This window comes from Streptomyces sp. NPDC024687, assembly GCF_055559055.1.
The window spans coordinates 1-17,323 of sequence record NZ_JBVHLJ010000012.1; the positions used below are offsets into that span (position 1 = coordinate 1).

The following is a 17,323-nucleotide window of genomic DNA, read 5'->3' on the forward strand; positions in this document are numbered from 1 at the left end:
GGTACTGCAGGGGGGACCCTGTGGGAGAGTAGGACACCGCCGAACAATTTTTGGGAAAACCCCCGTGCCATTCGGCACGGGGGTTTTCTGCGTTTCAGGTTCTTTTCCTCAAGGGGGCGCCTTGCGCCCCCTTCTTCTATTTACAGGCGTCCGGCTGCTTTGAGTGCGAGGTATGCGTCGGCCAGGGCGGGAGCCAGGTCGTCCGGTGTCGCATCGACGACAGTCACTCCGTGCCGGCGGAGTTGTTCCGCCGTGCGATCGCGTTCCGTTTGCGCCTGAGCGGCGGCCGCGGCCTCGTAGATCGCATCGGTGTCGCCGCGGGCCGTGGCCATGCGGGCGATATGGGGATCCGCCACCGAGGCCAGAAGGACCGTGTGCCGTTGGGTGAGCTGAGGAAGTACGGGCAGCAGCCCTTCCTCGATGGGCGCGGCGTCGAGGCTGGTGAGCAGCACGATCAGGGAGCGTCGAGGGGCCGTACGCAGGGCTGTGGCGGTGAGACCACGAGCGTTCGTTTCGACGAGTTCGGGCTCGAGGGCGGCCATTGCGTTGACCAGCGAGGGGAGCAAGTCGCTGGCTGTTCGGCCCTGGACCAGGGCGCGTACTCCACGGTCGTATGCGAGAAGGTCCACGCGGTCGCCGGCGCGGGAGGCGAGGGCGGCCAGGAGCAGGGCCGCGTCCATGGAGGCGTCCAGGCGTGGGGCGTCACCCACGCGTCCCGCTGAGGTGCGGCCGGTGTCGAGGACCACGAGGATGTGGCGGTCGCGTTCGGGGCGCCAGGTGCGTACGGCGACGGATGTCTGGCGGGCGGTGGCACGCCAGTCGATGGAACGGGTGTCGTCGCCGGGAACGTACTCGCGCAGGCTGTCGAATTCCGTGCCCTCGCCGCGGGTGAGGACGCTGGTGCGGCCGTCGAGTTCACGCAGGCGTGCGAGCTTGGAGGGCAGGTGCTTGCGGCTGGTGAACGGGGGCAGCACGCGGACCGTCCAGGGGACCTTGTGGCTGCCCTGGCGGGAGAAGAGCCGGAGGGGGCCGTAGGAACGAATCGTTACTCGGTCGGCCTGGCGGTCACCGCGGCGGGTGGGGCGTAGGCGGGTGGTGAGGCGTCGGCGTTCGCCGGCCGGGACCGTCAGTTGGTGGCGGGAGGCTTCCACCTCCGTGCCGGGCTGCCAGCTGCTCGGGGGCCAGGCGTCGCGGAGGTGGGCGCGGAGCGGGCGGCCGGACGGGTTGGTGACCGTGAGGGTGACATCAGCCGTCTCGCCCAGGCGGGCGGAGGTGTCGCCGGACCGGGTCAGGCCGAGCCGTCGTACGGGTGCCGCCAGGGCGAAGTCGCAGGCGCAGGCCACTGCCAGGGGGGCGTTGACCGCGAGGATGCCCGTCCAGCTGGGTTCCCAGATGCCGACGGGGAGGGAAGCCAGGGCTGCGAGGAGTGCGGCGCGTCCGGTGAGGGCCATCAGCGGGGGACCGGGACGTGGGCGAGGATCGCGTTGATGACGGAGTCGGCCGTCACGCCCTCCATCTCGGCCTCCGGGCGCAGTTGTACGCGATGGCGCAGGGTGGGGAGGGCCAGGGCCTTGACGTCGTCGGGGATGACGTAGTCGCGGCCGGTGAGCCACGCCCACGCGCGCGAGGTGGCCAGGAGGGCGGTGGCGCCGCGCGGGGAGACGCCGAGGGTGAGGGACGGGGACTCGCGGGTGGCGCGGCACACGTCGACGACGTAGGCGGTGATCTCGGGGGAGACCGTGGTCTTGGCGACGGCCGCGCGGGCGGCTTCGAGGTCGGCCGGGCCTGCTACGGGGCGTAGGCCGGCGGCCTTGAGGTCGCGGGGGTTGAAGCCCTCGGCGTGGCGGGTGAGGACATCGATCTCGTCCTGTCGGGAGGGGAGCGGGATCGTCAGCTTGAGGAGGAAACGGTCCAGCTGGGCTTCGGGGAGGGGATAGGTGCCCTCGTACTCCACCGGGTTCTGGGTCGCGGCGACCAGGAACGGGTCGGGGAGGAGGCGTGGGGTGCCGTCGACCGTGACCTGCCGCTCCTCCATGGCCTCCAGGAGGGAGGACTGGGTCTTGGGCGGGGTGCGGTTGATCTCGTCCGCGAGGAGGAGGTTGGTGAAGACCGGGCCGGGCTGGAAGGAGAACTCGGCACTGCGGGTGTCGTAGACCAGAGAGCCCGTCACATCGCTGGGCATGAGGTCGGGGGTGAACTGGACGCGCTTGGTGTCGAGTTCCAGTGCGGATGCGAGGGCGCGGACGAGCAACGTTTTGGCGACCCCAGGGACTCCTTCCAGTAGCACGTGTCCGCGGCAGAGGAGGGCGACGACGAGACCGGTCACGGCGGGGTCCTGGCCGACCACGGCTTTGGCGATCTCGGCGCGCAGGGCTTCCAGGGAGGCCCGGGCGGTGTCCGGGTCCCCGGTGGTCCCGGCGTTGTCAGTGGTCGGGTCCATCATGAACGGCGTACCTCTCTTTCGAGGGCGTCGAGTTGGTCGGCGAGGGAGATGAGGGCTGCGTCGTCGCCGGGCGGCGGGCCGAAGAGCAGGGAGTGCAGGGACTGTCCGTCTCCGTCGCGGTGCAGATGGCCGGGCAGGGCGGGGAGCAGGGCTTCGGGCGCGTGCGCCTGGGTGACGGGGACGCCTACGAGGGGGGCGAGGCGGGTGCGGGTGGTGGAGCGAAGAGCGGTAGCCGCGCGGTCACGGGCGTTGGCCTTGCGGTAGAGGCGGGCGCGGCCTTCGACGGTCTCGGAGGCGCGGATCGCCACGGGAAGTTTCTCGGGCACGAGCGGGCCCAGTCGACGTGCCCTCCAGAGAGCGGCGAGTGCTGCCGCGAAGAAGAGCTGAAGTGTGCCCCAGAGCCAGCCCGAGGGGAGCAGGTCGAGGAAGTCCTTCTCCTCGCCGGGGTCGGCGGTGGAGGAGTCGGAGAGCGAGGGGAGGTACCAGACCAGATGGGGGCGGGAACCGAGGAGTTGGAGGGCGAGCGAGGCGTTGCCCTGCTCGTCGAGGGTGTCGTTGTAGAGGATGTCGGGCGCGCCGAGCACGATGGTGTCGCCGTCCCCGGAAGCCGCCGGGAGGCGTACCAGAGTGGGCAGGCGCTCGCTGGGGTAGCACTCGTCGTTGCCTGGGTCGGTGACGGTGTAGCGGATGCCACCGGTGTCGGCGGTCCCCGCGCGCCGGGCCGCGGGCAGGCGGCAGTCGGGGGAGAGCGTCGAGTCCAGGCTGGTGGCGGGGTCCGCGACGACACCGGGGGCCAGCCGTTCGACGGACCAGCCGCCGGGGGCGACGAGGACGGTGCGGCCGTCGGAGTCGGCGGTCGCGGAGCGCAGTCGGCTCTGCTGGCGGTGCGTCAGGAGGTCGGGGACGGCGACCAGGAGCGTGGTGTCGGGGCCGGCCGCGGCGCGTGCCTGGTCCAGGGTGGTGACCACGCGGGTGTCGACGCCCCGGTCGGCGAGGAGTTCGGCGACGGCGCGGCTGCCGTAGGGGTCTGCGGAGCGCGGGTCGAGGCTGCCGTGGCGCTCGGTCGAGCGGATCGCCGCGATCGCCACGGCCGCGACGAGGAGCAGCACGAGGGCGAGTATGACTCCTCGCGCGCGGGTCCACACCTGGCGGGCGGTGGGCGAGGCCGAAGTGGTCGGGAGCGTGGCCTCGGTGGTCATTCGGCGGCTCCCTGGCGGGCGTTGTGGTCCGCGCTGTGGCTGCTGCTCGTGCTGTTGGCCAGTACCGGCTTGGTGCGTTCCAGGTCGCGGTCGAGTTCGGCGATGCGGTGGTACGACTGCTCGGTTGCCGCCCGGCCGCCGTACGTGACGTCGTCGAAGTCCCGGGCGGCGGAACGCAGCCGGTCCGTGTGGGCGGGCAGGGCGCGGCCCGCTTCCGCGGCGGCCTCGTCCGCAGTGCGGCCGGGACGGAGATCGAGCAGGGCACGCTCCTCCAGGGCGCGGACGATCGCGCGCATGCGCTCCTGTACGGCCTGGTTCCAGTGGCCCTGGGCCGCGTGTGCCTCGGCGGCCGCGCGGTGGTCGGCGGCGCTGCGGGGGCGATCGTCGAACAGGGCGGTGGCGGAGGCGGGTCCCCGGCGCGGGGTGCCCAGGCGCCACCACAGTGCGCCGACGACCAGGGCGATCACGGCGATGACGACAACCAGGCCGAGTGGTCCGCCCGGTGCCGCTGACGAGGCGGCGTTGAACAGCTTGTCGACCCATTCCCAGAACGCGTTGAGGGCGCGCTGGAACCAACTGGGGTCGTTCTCGTGGTACATGCGCTTGGACAGCTCGCGGCGGGCTGCCTCCCGCGCGGGGTCGCGCGGGATTGTCAGCGGCGGTTCGTCGGCGGACCGTGCCGGTGACAGCACGGAGGTGTCGACGGCGCGCAGCGTGGTGAGCACTCCCCCCGGCAGGTTCACCGCATCAGCTCCCGGGAGTGGGGCCGGTGCCGTAGTCCTGGACGCCGGCCGCGCGGGCCAGTTCGAGGTCGAGGGCCTCGCGGCGGATGCGCTGGTCGATGTAGAGGAGCACGGTGACGCCGGCCGAGATCGGGAAGGTGATCATGGAGCCGATCACCGAGCCGATGCCGCTGATGATGAGGAACGTCCAGCCGAGGTCGCTGGTGCCGTTGACGAAGCCGCCGACACCTTCACCGCTGAGCGCTGCGGCGAGGAAGGTGAAGGGGATGACGACGATCGCCGCCACGATGTTGGCGATGAGTCCGGCCAGCAGCTGGATGCCGAGGACCCGCCACCAGGAGCCGCGGACCAGTTTCGTGGAGCGGTTCATCGACCTCACGATGCTCTGCTTCTCCAGCATCAGCGCGGGCGAGGCGAGGGAGAAGCGGATCATCAGCCACAGGGCGACGACGCCGGCGCCGAGGAGGCCCAGGATCGCAAGAGCGATACCGCCGCCGTTGGAGCCCGCTGCGGCCACGAGGATGCCGGGCAGCGCTCCGACGGCCAGCAAACCGAAGGTGATGAGCAGCAGCAGGAAGATCAGGCCGAACAGCCTGGGTACCTGCGGGCGGGCGTCGCGCCAGGCCTCACCGGTGGTGACCGGCCTGCCGAGCACGGCCCGGCTGGTGACGGTCGTCAGCAGTGCGGTCGCGGCGACCGTGCCGATCAGGGAGATCAGGAAGACGACGGTGGAGCCGAGCATGGTCTCGCCCAGGGCGCGGGTCAGCTCGTCGGCGCTGGCGCTGGGGTCGTTGAGGGCCTCGGTCCCCGCGCTGTCGTTCAGGACCAAGCCCTGGAGCAGGATGACGAGGACCTCGGTCACGACGGCGACGGTCAGCGAGATGCCGAGGACCGTGCGCCAGTAGGTGCGCATGGTGGAGACCGCGCCGTCGAGGATCTCGCCCACGCCGAGCGGGCGCAGGGGGATCACGCCGGGCTTGGCCGCGGGCGGGGGGCCGCCCCAGCCGTTGTGGCCGCCGCCCCAGCCCGGGGGAGGGCTGTAGCCTCCGGGCGGGCCGGCGGGGGGCTGCGTGCCCCAGCCCGGGCCGGGCGGCGGGGGCGGGGGGCTCTGGCCGGGAGCGGCGGGGCCGGTGGGGGCGGACCACTGACCTGGTGGCGGCTGCTCCTGGGACCACTTCGAGCCGGCGTCCTGCGGGTTGTCCTCCGGCTGCTGCGCGGGCTTCGCGGTGTCGGGCCGGGCGGCGGGCTCGGCGGGACCGGACGCGCCGGGCTCGTGCCCGTCGGACGGGGCGGATCCGGGCGAGGCCCAGCCCGGAGTGTCGTTCATCGTCGCTCCTTCACGGTGCCCGTCCGCGGTCGCGGCGGCAGGTTGGCAGCCATCGTGCCATGGGGTGGTCGGCGAAGGACCAGCCGCGGTATGCGCTGCACACCTTCAATACTCCGGCGGACAAGGGGCAGACTGATCGCATGGCTGATCAGTACGTGCAATCCGGCGAGGACAGCAAGCCCACCGACATTCCGGCGATCCGCTGGGAGGAGCCACCCGAAGGCCCCGTGCTGGTGCTTCTCGACCAGACGAGGCTGCCGGCCGAGGAGGTCGAACTCGTCTGTACGGATGCGTCCGCGCTGGTGGAGGCGATCCGTTCGCTCGCCGTGCGCGGGGCGCCGTTGCTCGGCATCGCGGGGGCGTACGGGGTCGCGCTCGCCGCCGCGCGCGGATTCGACGTGGACGAGGCGGCGGCCGTGTTGGCGGCCGCGCGTCCGACCGCGGTGAACCTCGCTGTCGGGGTACGCAGAGCCGAGGCCGCCTACCGGGCCGAGCTCGGCAAGAGCGGTGACGAGGAACTGGCGGCCGGGGCGGCGCTGGCGGCGGCGCGCAGGCTGCACGAGGAGGACGCGGCGGCCAGTGTCGCCATGGCCGAGCGCGGGCTGGCGCTGCTGGGCGAATTGCTGCCGGGCGGCGGGCACCGGATCCTGACCCACTGCAACACCGGATCGCTGGTGTCGGGCGGTGAGGGGACGGCGTTCGCGGTGGCCCTCGCGGCCCACCGCGCGGGGCAGTTGCGGCGGCTGTGGGTGGACGAGACGCGTCCCTTGTTCCAGGGTGCCCGGCTGACGGCGTACGAGGCGGCGCGCAGCGGGATGGCGTACACCCTGCTGACCGACAACGCGGCGGGCTCGCTGTTCGCGGCGGGGGAGGTGGACGCGGTGCTGATCGGGGCCGACCGGATCGCGGCCGACGGCTCGGTGGCGAACAAGGTGGGGAGCTATCCCCTGGCGGTGCTCGCGCGGTATCACCATGTGCCGTTCATCGTGGTGGCGCCGGTGACCACCGTGGATCTGGACACGCCGGACGGGGCGTCGATCGAGGTGGAGCAGCGTGCCGGTCACGAGGTGACCGAGATCGTGGCGCCCCAGGTGCCGGTGGCGGGGGCCGAGGCGGGCGGCGGGATTCCGGTGGCGCCGCTGGGGACGCAGGCGTACAACCCGGCCTTCGATGTGACGCCGCCGGAGCTGGTGACGGCGATCGTGACGGAGGAGGGCGTGGTGTCGCCGGTGACGGCTGAGGCCCTTGCCGAGCTGTGTGCGAGGTCCCGGGAGGTGACGATCAGCTGACCCGGATGCAGTCACCACGCATCCGCCCGACATCCGCGGCTCGTACCCACGGCGGCGGCCGAGGCAGACAGTGACGGTCGGGTACGACTAAGGTCACTGGTCGGTGAGCTGTCTCACCACTGCCTTCACCACTGTTATGAGAATGGGATGCTCTCGCCCTGATCAACGCCAACGGCCCCTCCACCTGCGACGATGCGCGAGGCGAGGGGCCGTGACATCCAACGGCTACATCAAGCGGCGGTTTCCAGGGCCGAAGCAGCCTCCAGTTCCCGGAGCCGGGCCGGTTGCCGGAGCAGCCGGTCAAGCTGGCCCACTGCCTCGATGACGTCCGGGTCCAGAGCCTCAGCGTAGATGTCCAGGGTCGTCGAGATCCGACTGTGCCGAAGGATCGCCTTGACGATCCTCGGGTGCACCCGGAGGTGGACCAGCAGCGTGCCGCACGACTTGCGCAGCCCCTTCGGGTTCATCTTGCTGAGCCCTTCCTTCTCGATGATCCGTTGTAGGACGAGGTAGAGGTGTATTGGGCTGAGCGGGCGGCCGGTTCGGGTCACGAAGACGTGTGCGTCGGGGTCCTCGAACCAGGGGCGCCCCCTGGCGGCCGCTCGCTCGCGAAGCCAGGCCGTACGCATCCGGGTCCAACGCAGGGGCGCGATGCACTGAGCGGGCAGCGGCAGAGGCGCCTTAGAGGTCTCGGTCTTGAGATCGGCGTCGTCGATCGTGCCCGTCGTGCTGCGCTGCCGTTGTTGTTCCACCCAGACGACCCGGTTGTCCAGGTCGATGTTCTCCCAGCGCAGCCCGCACACCTCAGCTCGGCGCAGGCCCAGGAGGCAGAGCAGGAGGAAGGCCGGGTAGTACGGGGTGAGCCGACGAGCCGCAGCCAGGAAGCGGAGCACGGTCACGGCGTCCCAGCTCTTGCCGCTGTCGGTGGTCGCGCGGACGTGTACGAGCTTCGCGACGTTCCGGGTAAGGCCGATGTCTTCCACCATGGCGGCCGTGAGCGCCGCTGAGAGGACCCGTAGCGCCCGCTTGGCAGTCTTGGCACCCTGATCCTCTGCAAGCGACTGCATGGCCCCTCGCAGCTCCCTGACGCCAAGCTTCAACATGACCTTGGAACCCAGACGCGGGTGCAGGTGATGACGAACCGCGGTCTCGTACGCCCGGTAGCTGTTTGAGGCGAGATTGGGTTTGACGATGATCTCAAGCCAGTAGTCGAACCACTGTCCAAGGGTCATGTCCCTCGTGGGCGTCGGGATGCCGCCGTTCGCGCGGTCGATCAGCTCGCGGCGCTTCCGGTCGCACTCCTCGAAGGTTTTGCCGTACGCGTACTTCCGCTTCGTGGTGCCGTCCGGCTGGGGGACGTACACGGCTGCCTGGTAGCGGCCGTCAGCCCGCTTCGTGACCGTTCCTGCGCCATTGGGGTTCCGCTTGCGTGGAGGCATCAGGCTGCCTCCTCAAGCTGGGTACGGATGTAGTCCTGAAGAGCGCTCTCCGGGATGCGTCGGCACCGCCCCTCGGTGAAGGAGGCGAGCCGCTTCGAGCGGATCAGGTCGTAGACCTTGCTCCGTCCGTACTTGAGCCGCGCCATGACCTGATCCACCGTCAGGAGCTCAGCGGGAGCAGTTGTCATGCGGCAGCTCCTTCCAGTTCGAGCAGGGCGGGTAGTTCTTCGCGGGCGATCTCGCGGTTGTGCTGGATGTCGCGGCGGATGTTGGCAGCGAGCCAGGATTCACCGGGGGTGTGGCCGTGGCCGGCGTAGGACCAGTGCGCGAGGGTGAGCGTGGTTGCCTCCGTGTCGTCGTGGTCGGGCAGGCCGAGGGCTTCGCGTTGCTGGGTGGCGCGGTAGTCGGCGCGGACCTGCCGGAGGGCGCCGAGGGTGGTGGAGTAGCGGCGGGACTTGGTGGAGAAGTGGCCGCGGAAGCCGAGCATGTGGGCCCAGTCCCGCAGTTTCCGGTCCGGGTAGAGCGCGTGGAGATCCAGGCAGGCTTCGATCAACCGGCGGGGATGGTCTGGGACGCCGAGGAGAACGAGGGCTTCCTTGTTGCCGACGCGGCGATCAACCGTGCCGGTGGTCTCGGCTGCTTTGGTGGCGTACTTGGCGACGTAGGAGGCCACTGCCGCTTCGGTGATTTCCTCGCCGTGACCGAAGGCGCCGATCGGCTGCACGTCGAGCTGAGTGCCCCAGCGCAGCGTGCGGGCCGGTTGTGTGATCGCCGGTTGCTTCGGGTCCGGCTGGTACCGGGCCGGGGGCACATCGACCGCGACGCGGGCCGCGGCAGCACCGATCGCGTCGGTGAGCAGGCCGAGGGTGGCCCAGGCCGGAGGCGGGGAATCGGGCCCGTCCGGTCCGTCGAAGCGGATCACGGCATGGAAGTGCACGGCCCCGCGCTTCTGGTACTCAGCCACCTTGCCGAAGGAGACCCGGGACTGTTCCCGAGCAGCCTTCTGGGTCAGTCCGGCCCGGCGTGCGATCTCGCGGCGGAGGTAGATCGTGAAGTAGCGCCACAGCTCGGAGGCGTGGTTGTTCCACAACACCGCGCCCGCGTAGTCGTAGGTCACCGGGTCCAGCGGGGTGCCCAGCTCGGGGGCGTCCTCGCCATGCCGGATGCCGCACCGGCAGGGCCGGTTTCCGGGCCGGTTGTGGACGGGGCCGAAGCTCGGGGCGGTGAGGGTGGCGAAGACGCGCGGGTGATCGCGGACGGTGGGCGGGGTGCCCTTGGCCGGGTCGCCTACGAGTCCGGCGCGGATGAGGTGGTAGGTGTCCCCGGCGTAGGTCCAGGCGCAGGCCGGGCAGCGGGAAGCGCGGCGGTTGCCGCACGCGATGCGGAGCCGTCCGCCGGGCTCGGTGTCGGTCGAGTAGGTGTGCAGGACCTGTCCGGAGACCGCGTCGCGGGTGACCGTCGAGCCCTGAAGGTGGATCGGGTCGGAGCAGCCGCCGGTACGGCGGATCTGGTCTTGGATGCGGTCGAAGCCGTCAGACCCGGCCAGCCTCAGCACGTCGGCGAGGGTGGCCGGGTCCAGGCCCGCCACGGTGGCGGTGTCGGTCACGCGATCACTTCCCCACGTGTGCGAGCGGGGCGGGCAGCGGGCGGCCGGTGCCCTGGCAGGCGGGGCAGACGACGCGGAGCAGGACGCGGGAGCCGTCGGGGTGGCGGGCGCCGGTCGTGATCGAGACGACGGGAAAGTCGTCGCAGTGGTGGCAGACCGGGCGGTTCGTGAGGCGGACAGGCATGATGTGTGGAGCCCTTTCGGATCAGTGGTCTGGAAGAGGTCGAGCCGTCCGGGGCGGCGGATACTTGGCGGTTGAGGCCGCCCCGGGGGGTGCTACTTGCGGTAGCGGTGCTTCGAGCGGACCGGCCGGGAACGAACCGGCTTGCGCGGCGCGCGGGAGCGCCGCCGGGAGCCCGCGCGGGATAACTCCCGTTTCTTCGAGGCCCGGTTGATCGTGTAGCTCAGGCCTCCGGTGGCCGACAGGACCGCGACGGCCGCACCGGCGACGATCTGCGCCACGAACGCGATCACCAGCAGCACGACCACGGCGGACGTGGCGACGACCAGGGTCAGGACGATCGGGCCCTTGTAGGAGCGGGGGGCTTCCTGCACGATCACGACCTTGCGCAGGTCGGAGCCAGGCGGGATGCGCTGGTAGATCTCGCTGGGGATGTGCCCGGCGCGGAGCTGGTCTTCGGGTAACTGCATCGCTCAGCCCTCCCGGTCAGCCGGTGCAGCGGTGCGTGCGGGCGGCGAGTTCGGCGGCCGAGCGGTCGCGGTGCTCGGTGGAGAAGCCGCAGTTCGGGGCGGTGCAGGCGGCGGTGTGGCGAGTCTGGCCGCGGCCGTTGTTGAATGTGCCGACCCGGACGGGGCCGATGCGGATCAGGTCGTAGAAGCGGTTCGGTCGCACGGGTGAACCTCCTTGTCAGTCAGGCGAGTTGGGCGGCGATGGCGCCGGCGAGGTCTTCGGGGATGCCGAGCCGGGCGCGCAGGGTGGCGGTGTCGATCTCGGCACCGGTGCGGGCCCGGTGCTCTGTGGCGACCTTCCGGGCGTGATCGACCAGGGCCGGGGGCACTGCCGGGGCCGGAGCTTCCGGGAGGGCCGGGGCGGATACCTCGGGACGGTCGAGGTCGATCACCGGCGCTGGGCGGGAGACCGGCTCAGGAGCCAACTCCGTTGCGGGAGTGGGGGGTTGGTGGGCGAGCAGGGTGCCGCCGAGGAAGGCCAGGGCAGGCCAGCCGGCGACAAGGATGCGCAGCCAGGCCGGGACGTGGTCGAGGTCGAGCAGCCCGGCAGTGGCGATGTTCGCGCCAAGCGAGGCGACCAGGGCGACCAGGAACCAGAACCAGGCCAGCTTCGAGCGCTCGGTACGCAGCCGGCGCCACACCGCGACCAGGAGCAGATCGACGGAGACCGGGTAGGCCCATGCCTTCCATCCGCTCTGTCCGGCAGCGGCGGCGAGGTCGTGCAGGTGGGCGAAGGACAACGCACCGGCGATCACGGCCTGAATGAGTACAGCGTCCACGTGGATCTTGCGGGGCACGGTCTTCACCTCCTTCGCGGGGATCAGGCCGGGGGCGGGGCGGGGAGCAGGTCCGGCCGCCCGGCCCCGGCAGTTCAGTCGTCGGCGGGGATCTCGCAGGCACCCAGGCAGGCCAGGCAGATCCCGGTCTGCGCTCCGGCCACTTGCTGCTTGCGGCCGACGCGGACGGTGCGGGAGACCTCACCGGTGCCCTTGCAGGTCGGACAGGGCTTGGTCTTCGGCTTGGTGGTCTTGCGTGCCATGAGCGATCTCCGTTCGGTTTTCGGCATGGCTCGGGTAGGGACCTGGCGTGAAGCGGTCACGCCGACCGGGAAAGCGGGGGATTACTCCGTGACCGGGCGCGGCCGGACCACCGGCGGAGCGGACGGCATCGGCGGCACGGTGATCTGGCCGACCGGCCGGAACGGAGCCAGGAACGGCAGCTCCGGGACCAGGTGGGCGAACTCGCGGCAGACCGCGGCGGCTTCGTCGGGAGTGGTCTCGGGGGTGCGGATGCGGGACCAGCCGCCGGAGGTGTCACCGGCCACCGCGACACCGGGACGGTCCGGGGCGATCACGGTGACCGCGGCCACGGCGTCCGGGGCGATGTCACCCAGGCCCATTTCGGCGGTCTGCTTGTCGTTGACGCGATGCACCACACGGCCCGTTAGCTGGGCACGCAGGGCGGTCGCACCGCGGCCGAGGTCGGAGCCGAAGCGCTGCCCGCACACCTCCAGATAGATGCCGACTGCACGCGCCATCTGGCCCAGACGGACCAGTTGCATGACCGTCTTGTCGCGGGCCGGTTCATCCTTCTTCGAGGTGACGAAGAACAGCTCTGCGATCTCGTCGACCAGGACCACCAGCGGCACCGGCCGCACGCTTTCGGGCAGTTCCCACAGGTCGGAGACGCCGTAGAGAGCGAGCAGATCGAAGCGCTCTTCCATTTCCGTGATCAGTGCGTCGATCAGGCGTCCGGCGTCCTCCGGGCTGGTCACCAGCGCCGACAGGCGTGAGGCGTACCGGTTCTGCTCGACACCGCGCTTGCAGTCGATCCCGATCAGACCGACCGGCAACTGTGCCAGGCCCTTGATGAGGATGCGCTGATACATCGACTTGCCGGACTGGTTCGCACCCAGCGTCAGGGCGTGCGGCACTTTGCGGTAGTCCCGCTCGAAGACCGTGCCGTCCTCCCGCATCGCGACCGGAACCACCAGGTCACGAGGCTGCGCCTTGCGCGGAAGCATGACGCGGTTGAGGACGTCCCAGCCGGTCATGCGCAGCTCGACATAGCCCGGCTTGGTCTCCATCACGGTCACCGACCGCACCCCGAACGCGTGCCGCAGTCGCTCGCACGAGGCGGTGATGTCGGCAGGCTCCAGGCCGGCGGGCAGGCGCAGGGTGATACGCAGACCGGTCGAGGTCGGGCGGACACGGCGGATCTTCGGCGGCACCGGCCGCACCTCGCTGCGGGCCACGTTGCGCTTGACGAAGGCCCGGAAGCCGGACGGCTGCACGGTCAGCCCACACACGTCCATCGTCGAGTTGTAGTTCCAGGTGAACCGGCCCCACGTGACCGGCATCCCGACCAGCGACCAGTACAAGCGCGGCGCACGGTACTTGGCCACACCGAGAGAACCAGCGCCGGCCGCAGCTCCAGCCAGCTCGAAGTAGGTGGCGAGGTCGGTCATGATCAGGCCGCCGAGGTGATCGCGACCGCGCGGAACGAGATGCCGTGCATCTTCTTGCCGTTGAACTCGTTCTCCCAGTCCTTGGCCTTCAGGCCGACCACCCGCACCGGCATACCCGGCGCGAGCCCCTCCGGGAGACCCGTCTCCGGCACGGCCACCTTGTACAGGTTGCCCTCGCCCTCGTCCGTGACCAGCAGGCCCACCACGTACAGCGGCTTCTCCGTGGCCACGTCGATCGCGATCTCACCGGTCTTCCTGTTGGCCAGCTTCGGTTCCGGCGCCGTAGCCACGAACACGAGAGCGGTCGAAGTGTCGATCTTGAAGGACGGCATACTTGGCTTTCCCCTTTGGGGTAGGCCCCGGGCTGCGTTGTGATCTTGGCGGATGCACGCAGTCCGGGGCTGCTTGTTTCTTCCGACACGATCGAAGCTACTCGCAGAAAAACTGCGAGTCAACAGAAAATCTGCGACTAGTAGTACTTCTTCGACTCTGCGAGACTGGGTGCGACGTCAAGGAGGAAGATATGAACCAGTTCGGTCTTTTTGTGCGTTTCACCTTGCGCGATGGCGCGGGCGAGGCGTTCGACGCACTGATGGAAGAGACGACCGCGGGCATCCGGGCGCACGAGCCCGGCACGCTGGTCTATGCGTGCCACAAGGTCGAGGGCGCACCCAATGAGCGGATCTTCTTCGAGATCTACGCCGACCACGACGCGTTCGAGGAGCACGAGCGCCAGCCCCACACGCGCCACTTCCTGGCGGAGCGCGCCAAGTACGTCGAGAAGACCGAGGTGGACCGGCTCCAGCCGTACGCCGGCAAGTACCCCAGCGGGATCCAGAAGTGACGAGCGCCGACACCAAGCCCTTCGGCCAGAGGATCAAGGAACTGCGCCGCGAGGCAGGTATGTCGCAGAGCGACCTTGCCGCAGCCATGGGGCGCTCAGAGAGTTGGGTGTCCCAGGTTGAACGAGGCGTGCAGCCCGTAGAACGCCTGTCGGTGCTCCAGGCCCTTGCTGATGCGCTCAAGGTGTCCGTGCGAGAGGTACGTCCCGAGGCCGCTCCCGCCGAGGAGGCCGAGCCCGAGGAACAGACTGCAAGCAACGATCTTGACGGGCTGCGCGTGGCTCTCACCGGCCACCCGGCGCTCAGCAGTTTGTTCGAGCAGCCGCCGGCTGAGCCCACGCCGTCTCTTGCTGACTTCCGGAGGAGCGTAGAGGAAGCGTGGACACTGACCCACGCGTCGAGCTACGCAGCTCTGAGCGATCACCTCGCCAGACTGTTGCCGAGCATTGAGGCCGCCGTACGCCGTGCGCCGGCTGCTGAGCGTGGGGAGCTTCATGCTCTTCGCGCCAAGGCGTACCAGGCCGCCGCATCGAGCTTCACTCGGCAGGACCAGGCGGATGCTGCCTGGATCGCGGCAGACCGTGCGCTACAGGCGGCTGAACTCGCAGGGCAACCGCTTGAAGTGGTCGCAAGTCTCTTCCGCATGGCCCACGCGTTCATGCGGCAGCAGCACATGGAGCAGGCCGAGCAAGCAGCGAGTTCCGCCGTTGCCGTCTTGGACCCCCGGGCGGCAGCGCCAGCATGCCCGCCGGAAGAACTGTCGCTAGTCGGCGCCATGAACTTGGTTCTCGCAGTGATCAACGCGCGGGAGGGCAACCGTGCCCGCACTCATGAACACATCGATCGGGCACGCGAGATCGCGGCAAGGTTGGGCGAGGACCGGAACGACTTCGACACGGAGTTCGGGCCGACGAACGTCGAGATCCATGCCATGAGCACGGCGGTTGAGTTGGGGGATGCCGGCCTTGCCCTGGAGGTGGCTCAGCGAGTTGACGCCTCTGGGCTTTCGTCTGAGCGGCAGGCCCGTTTCCTGCTTGACGTGGCGCGAGCACACGCGCAGCGGCGACACGTCGGCGAGGCCACAGCCGCGCTCCTGGAGGCCGAGGCCCTTGCGCCCGAGCAGATTCACGATCACCACTTGGCCCGCGAGGTCATGCGTGACCTGATCCAGCTCTCAGGCGCACGTGTCCCCGAAGCCCTGCGCGATCTGGCAGAGCGGAGCGCGGTCGGCTAGTTGATGTTGTTACAGGTTTCTCTACCTCATCAAGCCCCGCCGTTCCGGCGGGGAGGGGTGGTGCCGCCACCGCAGCCCGCAGGCTCCGACGAAGCCCCCAGCCGTCGCGCACTTGGGATAACAGGACTCGACAGCAACCGTAAGGTTCCTCAGCTTCCCCATGCTTCACAGCCCCTCAGGGCTTGAGCCTCCATCCCTTTGGCCACCGGTCCTTCAGCGGATCACGGTCCAGGGTGGGGGCTCTTGGCCTTCGGCCATCCGGTTGCTGTGTCCCATCCGGCTTTCCGGCCGCCACTGCGTTGATCACACACCACCGGCCCGCACTGCGGGCCGGCGCGCGGCTCGGGGGCTCGGGGCTTCGCTCCGCCTTCGGCCCGCGCCGCCCCGGCCCCCGGCCCCGCGCCACCTGACGATGTCCCGGGATGATCACGCTTTTCGCTCTGGCCCCGCCAAGGGCCGACGCACCGGACCGAGCCTGATCCCGACCATGGCCCCCACACCGCCATGCCCTGACCTTGGGGAAGACGACATGGGCCCACAGGTCCGCATGCACGGTGCAGGCACGGACCAACAGACGCTTTGATCCAAAAGCAGGTGCGCGACGGCTGGGGGCTTCGTCGGAGCCTGCGGGCCACAGCAGCTCAGGGCGAGAACAAGCCTCCGGCGGGGGCGCTCAGGCTCCGAGATGGCGGGGGCGCCGTACGCGGGTGCCGGCCGAGAAGGGGCGTGCGTGGGGTGCTTCCATCCCGCCTGCCATCGACCCAGGCAGAGCCGAGCAGACGCGGCCCATGGCGTCCAGGTCGTTCGTACAGTGGCGCGCTCCACCTGGACGCCATGAACCACGCCCGCTCCACGGTGTGTGGGCCGACGGCAGACGGGATGGAAGCTAGGGAGGGTGGTGGGATGAGGGAGTGGGTAGCTCACGCTCCGTATTGGCGATCTACAGAGAGGGACGGCATGCAGGTCTGGTTCGAGTTCGGGGGCACCGGCCGTAACGCTCAGATAGAGCTGCCGGCGATACCGCGAGTAGGCGAAGACGTCCTGTGGATCACGGAAAGCGAGGATCCGGACGGCACGGTCCTGGAGTATGCCAAGGAGTACCGCGTCCACCAGGTGCACTGGACGATCCCTCAGCGCCCGAGCATGACCGCAGGCGCAGGGGATCCGCCTGTCATCCGGGTACGGCTGGAACCCGCGATCAAGGCCGACAGGAACCCGATCGCCCACGGGAGCTGACATCCATGGCTGACATCAACAGCAGCGGACGTGGGCAGACAGTGACGCTCCAGTACGACTAAGGTCACTGGTCGGTGAGCTGTCTCACCTCTGCCTTCACCAATGTTACGAGAATGGGATGATGTCGTTTATGAAGGGACGAGTCCTTGTCGTCGACGACGACACCGCACTTGCCGAGATGCTGGGCATTGTGCTGCGTGGTGAAGGTTTTGAGCCGTCTTTCGTAGCCGACGGTGACAAGGCGCTGGCCGCGTTCCGTGAGGCCAAGCCGGATCTGGTGCTGCTGGATCTGATGCTGCCCGGGCGGGACGGCATCGAGGTGTGCCGTCTGATCAGGGCGGAGTCCGGCGTGCCGATCGTGATGCTGACGGCCAAGAGCGACACGGTGGATGTCGTCGTGGGCCTGGAGTCCGGTGCCGACGACTACATCGTGAAGCCGTTCAAGCCGAAGGAGCTCGTGGCCCGGATCCGGGCGCGGCTTCGGAGGTCGGAGGAGCCGGCTCCCGAGCAGCTCGCCATTGGTGACCTGGTCATCGACGTGGCCGGCCACTCCGTGAAGCGGGAAGGGCAGTCGATCGCGCTGACGCCGCTGGAGTTCGACCTGCTGGTCGCGCTTGCGCGCAAGCCGTGGCAGGTGTTCACGCGTGAGGTGCTGCTCGAGCAGGTGTGGGGTTACCGCCACGCCGCCGACACCCGGCTCGTCAACGTGCATGTGCAGCGGCTGCGTTCCAAGGTCGAGAAGGACCCGGAGCGGCCCGAGATCGTGGTGACCGTCCGTGGTGTGGGTTACAAGGCAGGGCCAAGCTGA

Annotated in this window: 20 protein-coding genes; 5 read left to right on the forward strand and 15 right to left on the reverse strand. The window is 69.8% G+C overall.

Features of this window, described 5'->3' with window-relative positions; translation table 11 throughout:
- Positions 1-140: 140 nt before the first annotated feature.
- From ACZ39I_RS35275 to ACZ39I_RS35295, 5 genes are read right to left on the reverse strand one after another with little or no spacing between them, the layout of a single operon-like run.
- Positions 141-1,451, reverse strand: a complete 1,311-nt coding sequence (locus ACZ39I_RS35275; RefSeq protein ID WP_467248988.1) for a DUF58 domain-containing protein — start codon at positions 1,449-1,451, stop codon at positions 141-143.
- A complete protein-coding gene (locus tag ACZ39I_RS35280; RefSeq protein ID WP_352391088.1) occupies positions 1,451-2,440 on the reverse strand; it encodes an AAA family ATPase in 990 nt (329 codons plus the stop codon). The genes ACZ39I_RS35275 and ACZ39I_RS35280 overlap by 1 nt, the downstream gene beginning before the upstream one ends.
- A complete protein-coding gene (locus ACZ39I_RS35285; RefSeq protein WP_467248989.1) occupies positions 2,440-3,642 on the reverse strand; it encodes a DUF4350 domain-containing protein in 1,203 nt (400 codons plus the stop codon). Before ACZ39I_RS35285 ends, ACZ39I_RS35280 begins: the two co-directional genes overlap by 1 nt.
- Complete coding sequence (locus ACZ39I_RS35290) at positions 3,639-4,385, reverse strand: DUF4129 domain-containing protein (protein ID WP_467248990.1); 747 nt, start codon at positions 4,383-4,385, stop codon at positions 3,639-3,641. The genes ACZ39I_RS35285 and ACZ39I_RS35290 overlap by 4 nt, the downstream gene beginning before the upstream one ends.
- 4 nt (positions 4,386-4,389) lie before the next feature.
- Positions 4,390-5,712, reverse strand: coding sequence for a DUF7847 domain-containing protein (locus tag ACZ39I_RS35295; RefSeq protein ID WP_467248991.1), 1,323 nt, complete (start codon positions 5,710-5,712; stop codon positions 4,390-4,392).
- A gap of 140 nt (positions 5,713-5,852) precedes the next feature.
- Between ACZ39I_RS35295 and mtnA the strand changes: the two genes are divergently transcribed.
- Positions 5,853-7,001: an S-methyl-5-thioribose-1-phosphate isomerase gene (gene mtnA, locus ACZ39I_RS35300; protein WP_467248992.1), complete on the forward strand. Its 1,149-nt coding sequence runs from the start codon at positions 5,853-5,855 to the stop codon at positions 6,999-7,001.
- Positions 7,002-7,231: 230 nt separating this feature from the next.
- On the opposite strand, the gene ACZ39I_RS35305 is transcribed toward mtnA, so the two are convergent.
- The 10 genes from ACZ39I_RS35305 to ACZ39I_RS35350 form a co-directional block, all read right to left on the reverse strand.
- Positions 7,232-8,440 (reverse strand): tyrosine-type recombinase/integrase, encoded by a 1,209-nt coding sequence (locus ACZ39I_RS35305; RefSeq protein ID WP_467248993.1) that lies wholly within the window; start codon positions 8,438-8,440, stop codon positions 7,232-7,234.
- Positions 8,440-8,628: a helix-turn-helix domain-containing protein gene (locus ACZ39I_RS35310; protein WP_280858053.1), complete on the reverse strand. Its 189-nt coding sequence runs from the start codon at positions 8,626-8,628 to the stop codon at positions 8,440-8,442. Before ACZ39I_RS35310 ends, ACZ39I_RS35305 begins: the two co-directional genes overlap by 1 nt.
- Positions 8,625-10,046: a replication initiator protein RepSA gene (repSA, locus tag ACZ39I_RS35315; RefSeq protein ID WP_467248994.1), complete on the reverse strand. Its 1,422-nt coding sequence runs from the start codon at positions 10,044-10,046 to the stop codon at positions 8,625-8,627. Before repSA ends, ACZ39I_RS35310 begins: the two co-directional genes overlap by 4 nt.
- Positions 10,047-10,050: 4 nt before the next feature.
- Positions 10,051-10,230, reverse strand: a complete 180-nt coding sequence (locus ACZ39I_RS35320) for a hypothetical protein (protein ID WP_467248995.1) — start codon at positions 10,228-10,230, stop codon at positions 10,051-10,053.
- A gap of 92 nt (positions 10,231-10,322) precedes the next feature.
- Positions 10,323-10,697 (reverse strand): hypothetical protein, encoded by a 375-nt coding sequence (locus ACZ39I_RS35325; protein WP_467248996.1) that lies wholly within the window; start codon positions 10,695-10,697, stop codon positions 10,323-10,325.
- A 16-nt stretch (positions 10,698-10,713) separates the two neighbouring features.
- Positions 10,714-10,899, reverse strand: coding sequence for a mobile element transfer protein (locus tag ACZ39I_RS35330; protein ID WP_329441926.1), 186 nt, complete (start codon positions 10,897-10,899; stop codon positions 10,714-10,716).
- A 19-nt stretch (positions 10,900-10,918) separates the two neighbouring features.
- Positions 10,919-11,533: a DUF2637 domain-containing protein gene (locus ACZ39I_RS35335; RefSeq protein WP_467248997.1), complete on the reverse strand. Its 615-nt coding sequence runs from the start codon at positions 11,531-11,533 to the stop codon at positions 10,919-10,921.
- Between the two features lie 74 nt (positions 11,534-11,607).
- Complete coding sequence (locus tag ACZ39I_RS35340; protein ID WP_467248998.1) at positions 11,608-11,775, reverse strand: hypothetical protein; 168 nt, start codon at positions 11,773-11,775, stop codon at positions 11,608-11,610.
- An 81-nt stretch (positions 11,776-11,856) separates the two neighbouring features.
- Entirely contained in the window at positions 11,857-13,203 is a 1,347-nt protein-coding gene (locus ACZ39I_RS35345) for an FtsK/SpoIIIE domain-containing protein (RefSeq protein ID WP_467248999.1), read from the reverse strand.
- A 2-nt stretch (positions 13,204-13,205) separates the two neighbouring features.
- Positions 13,206-13,535, reverse strand: coding sequence for an SCO3933 family regulatory protein (locus tag ACZ39I_RS35350; protein WP_069765687.1), 330 nt, complete (start codon positions 13,533-13,535; stop codon positions 13,206-13,208).
- 191 nt (positions 13,536-13,726) lie between these two features.
- Between ACZ39I_RS35350 and ACZ39I_RS35355 the strand changes: the two genes are divergently transcribed.
- From ACZ39I_RS35355 to mtrA, 4 genes are all read left to right on the forward strand, one after another.
- Positions 13,727-14,047: a putative quinol monooxygenase gene (locus ACZ39I_RS35355; RefSeq protein WP_467249000.1), complete on the forward strand. Its 321-nt coding sequence runs from the start codon at positions 13,727-13,729 to the stop codon at positions 14,045-14,047.
- Complete coding sequence (locus ACZ39I_RS35360; protein ID WP_467249001.1) at positions 14,044-15,279, forward strand: helix-turn-helix domain-containing protein; 1,236 nt, start codon at positions 14,044-14,046, stop codon at positions 15,277-15,279. The genes ACZ39I_RS35355 and ACZ39I_RS35360 overlap by 4 nt, the downstream gene beginning before the upstream one ends.
- A gap of 957 nt (positions 15,280-16,236) precedes the next feature.
- The gene (locus ACZ39I_RS35365; RefSeq protein ID WP_467249002.1) at positions 16,237-16,515 is read left to right on the forward strand and encodes a hypothetical protein; all 279 of its coding nucleotides are present in this window, start codon (positions 16,237-16,239) and stop codon (positions 16,513-16,515) included.
- A gap of 118 nt (positions 16,516-16,633) precedes the next feature.
- The gene (mtrA, locus tag ACZ39I_RS35370; protein ID WP_187281934.1) at positions 16,634-17,323 is read left to right on the forward strand and encodes a two-component system response regulator MtrA; all 690 of its coding nucleotides are present in this window, start codon (positions 16,634-16,636) and stop codon (positions 17,321-17,323) included.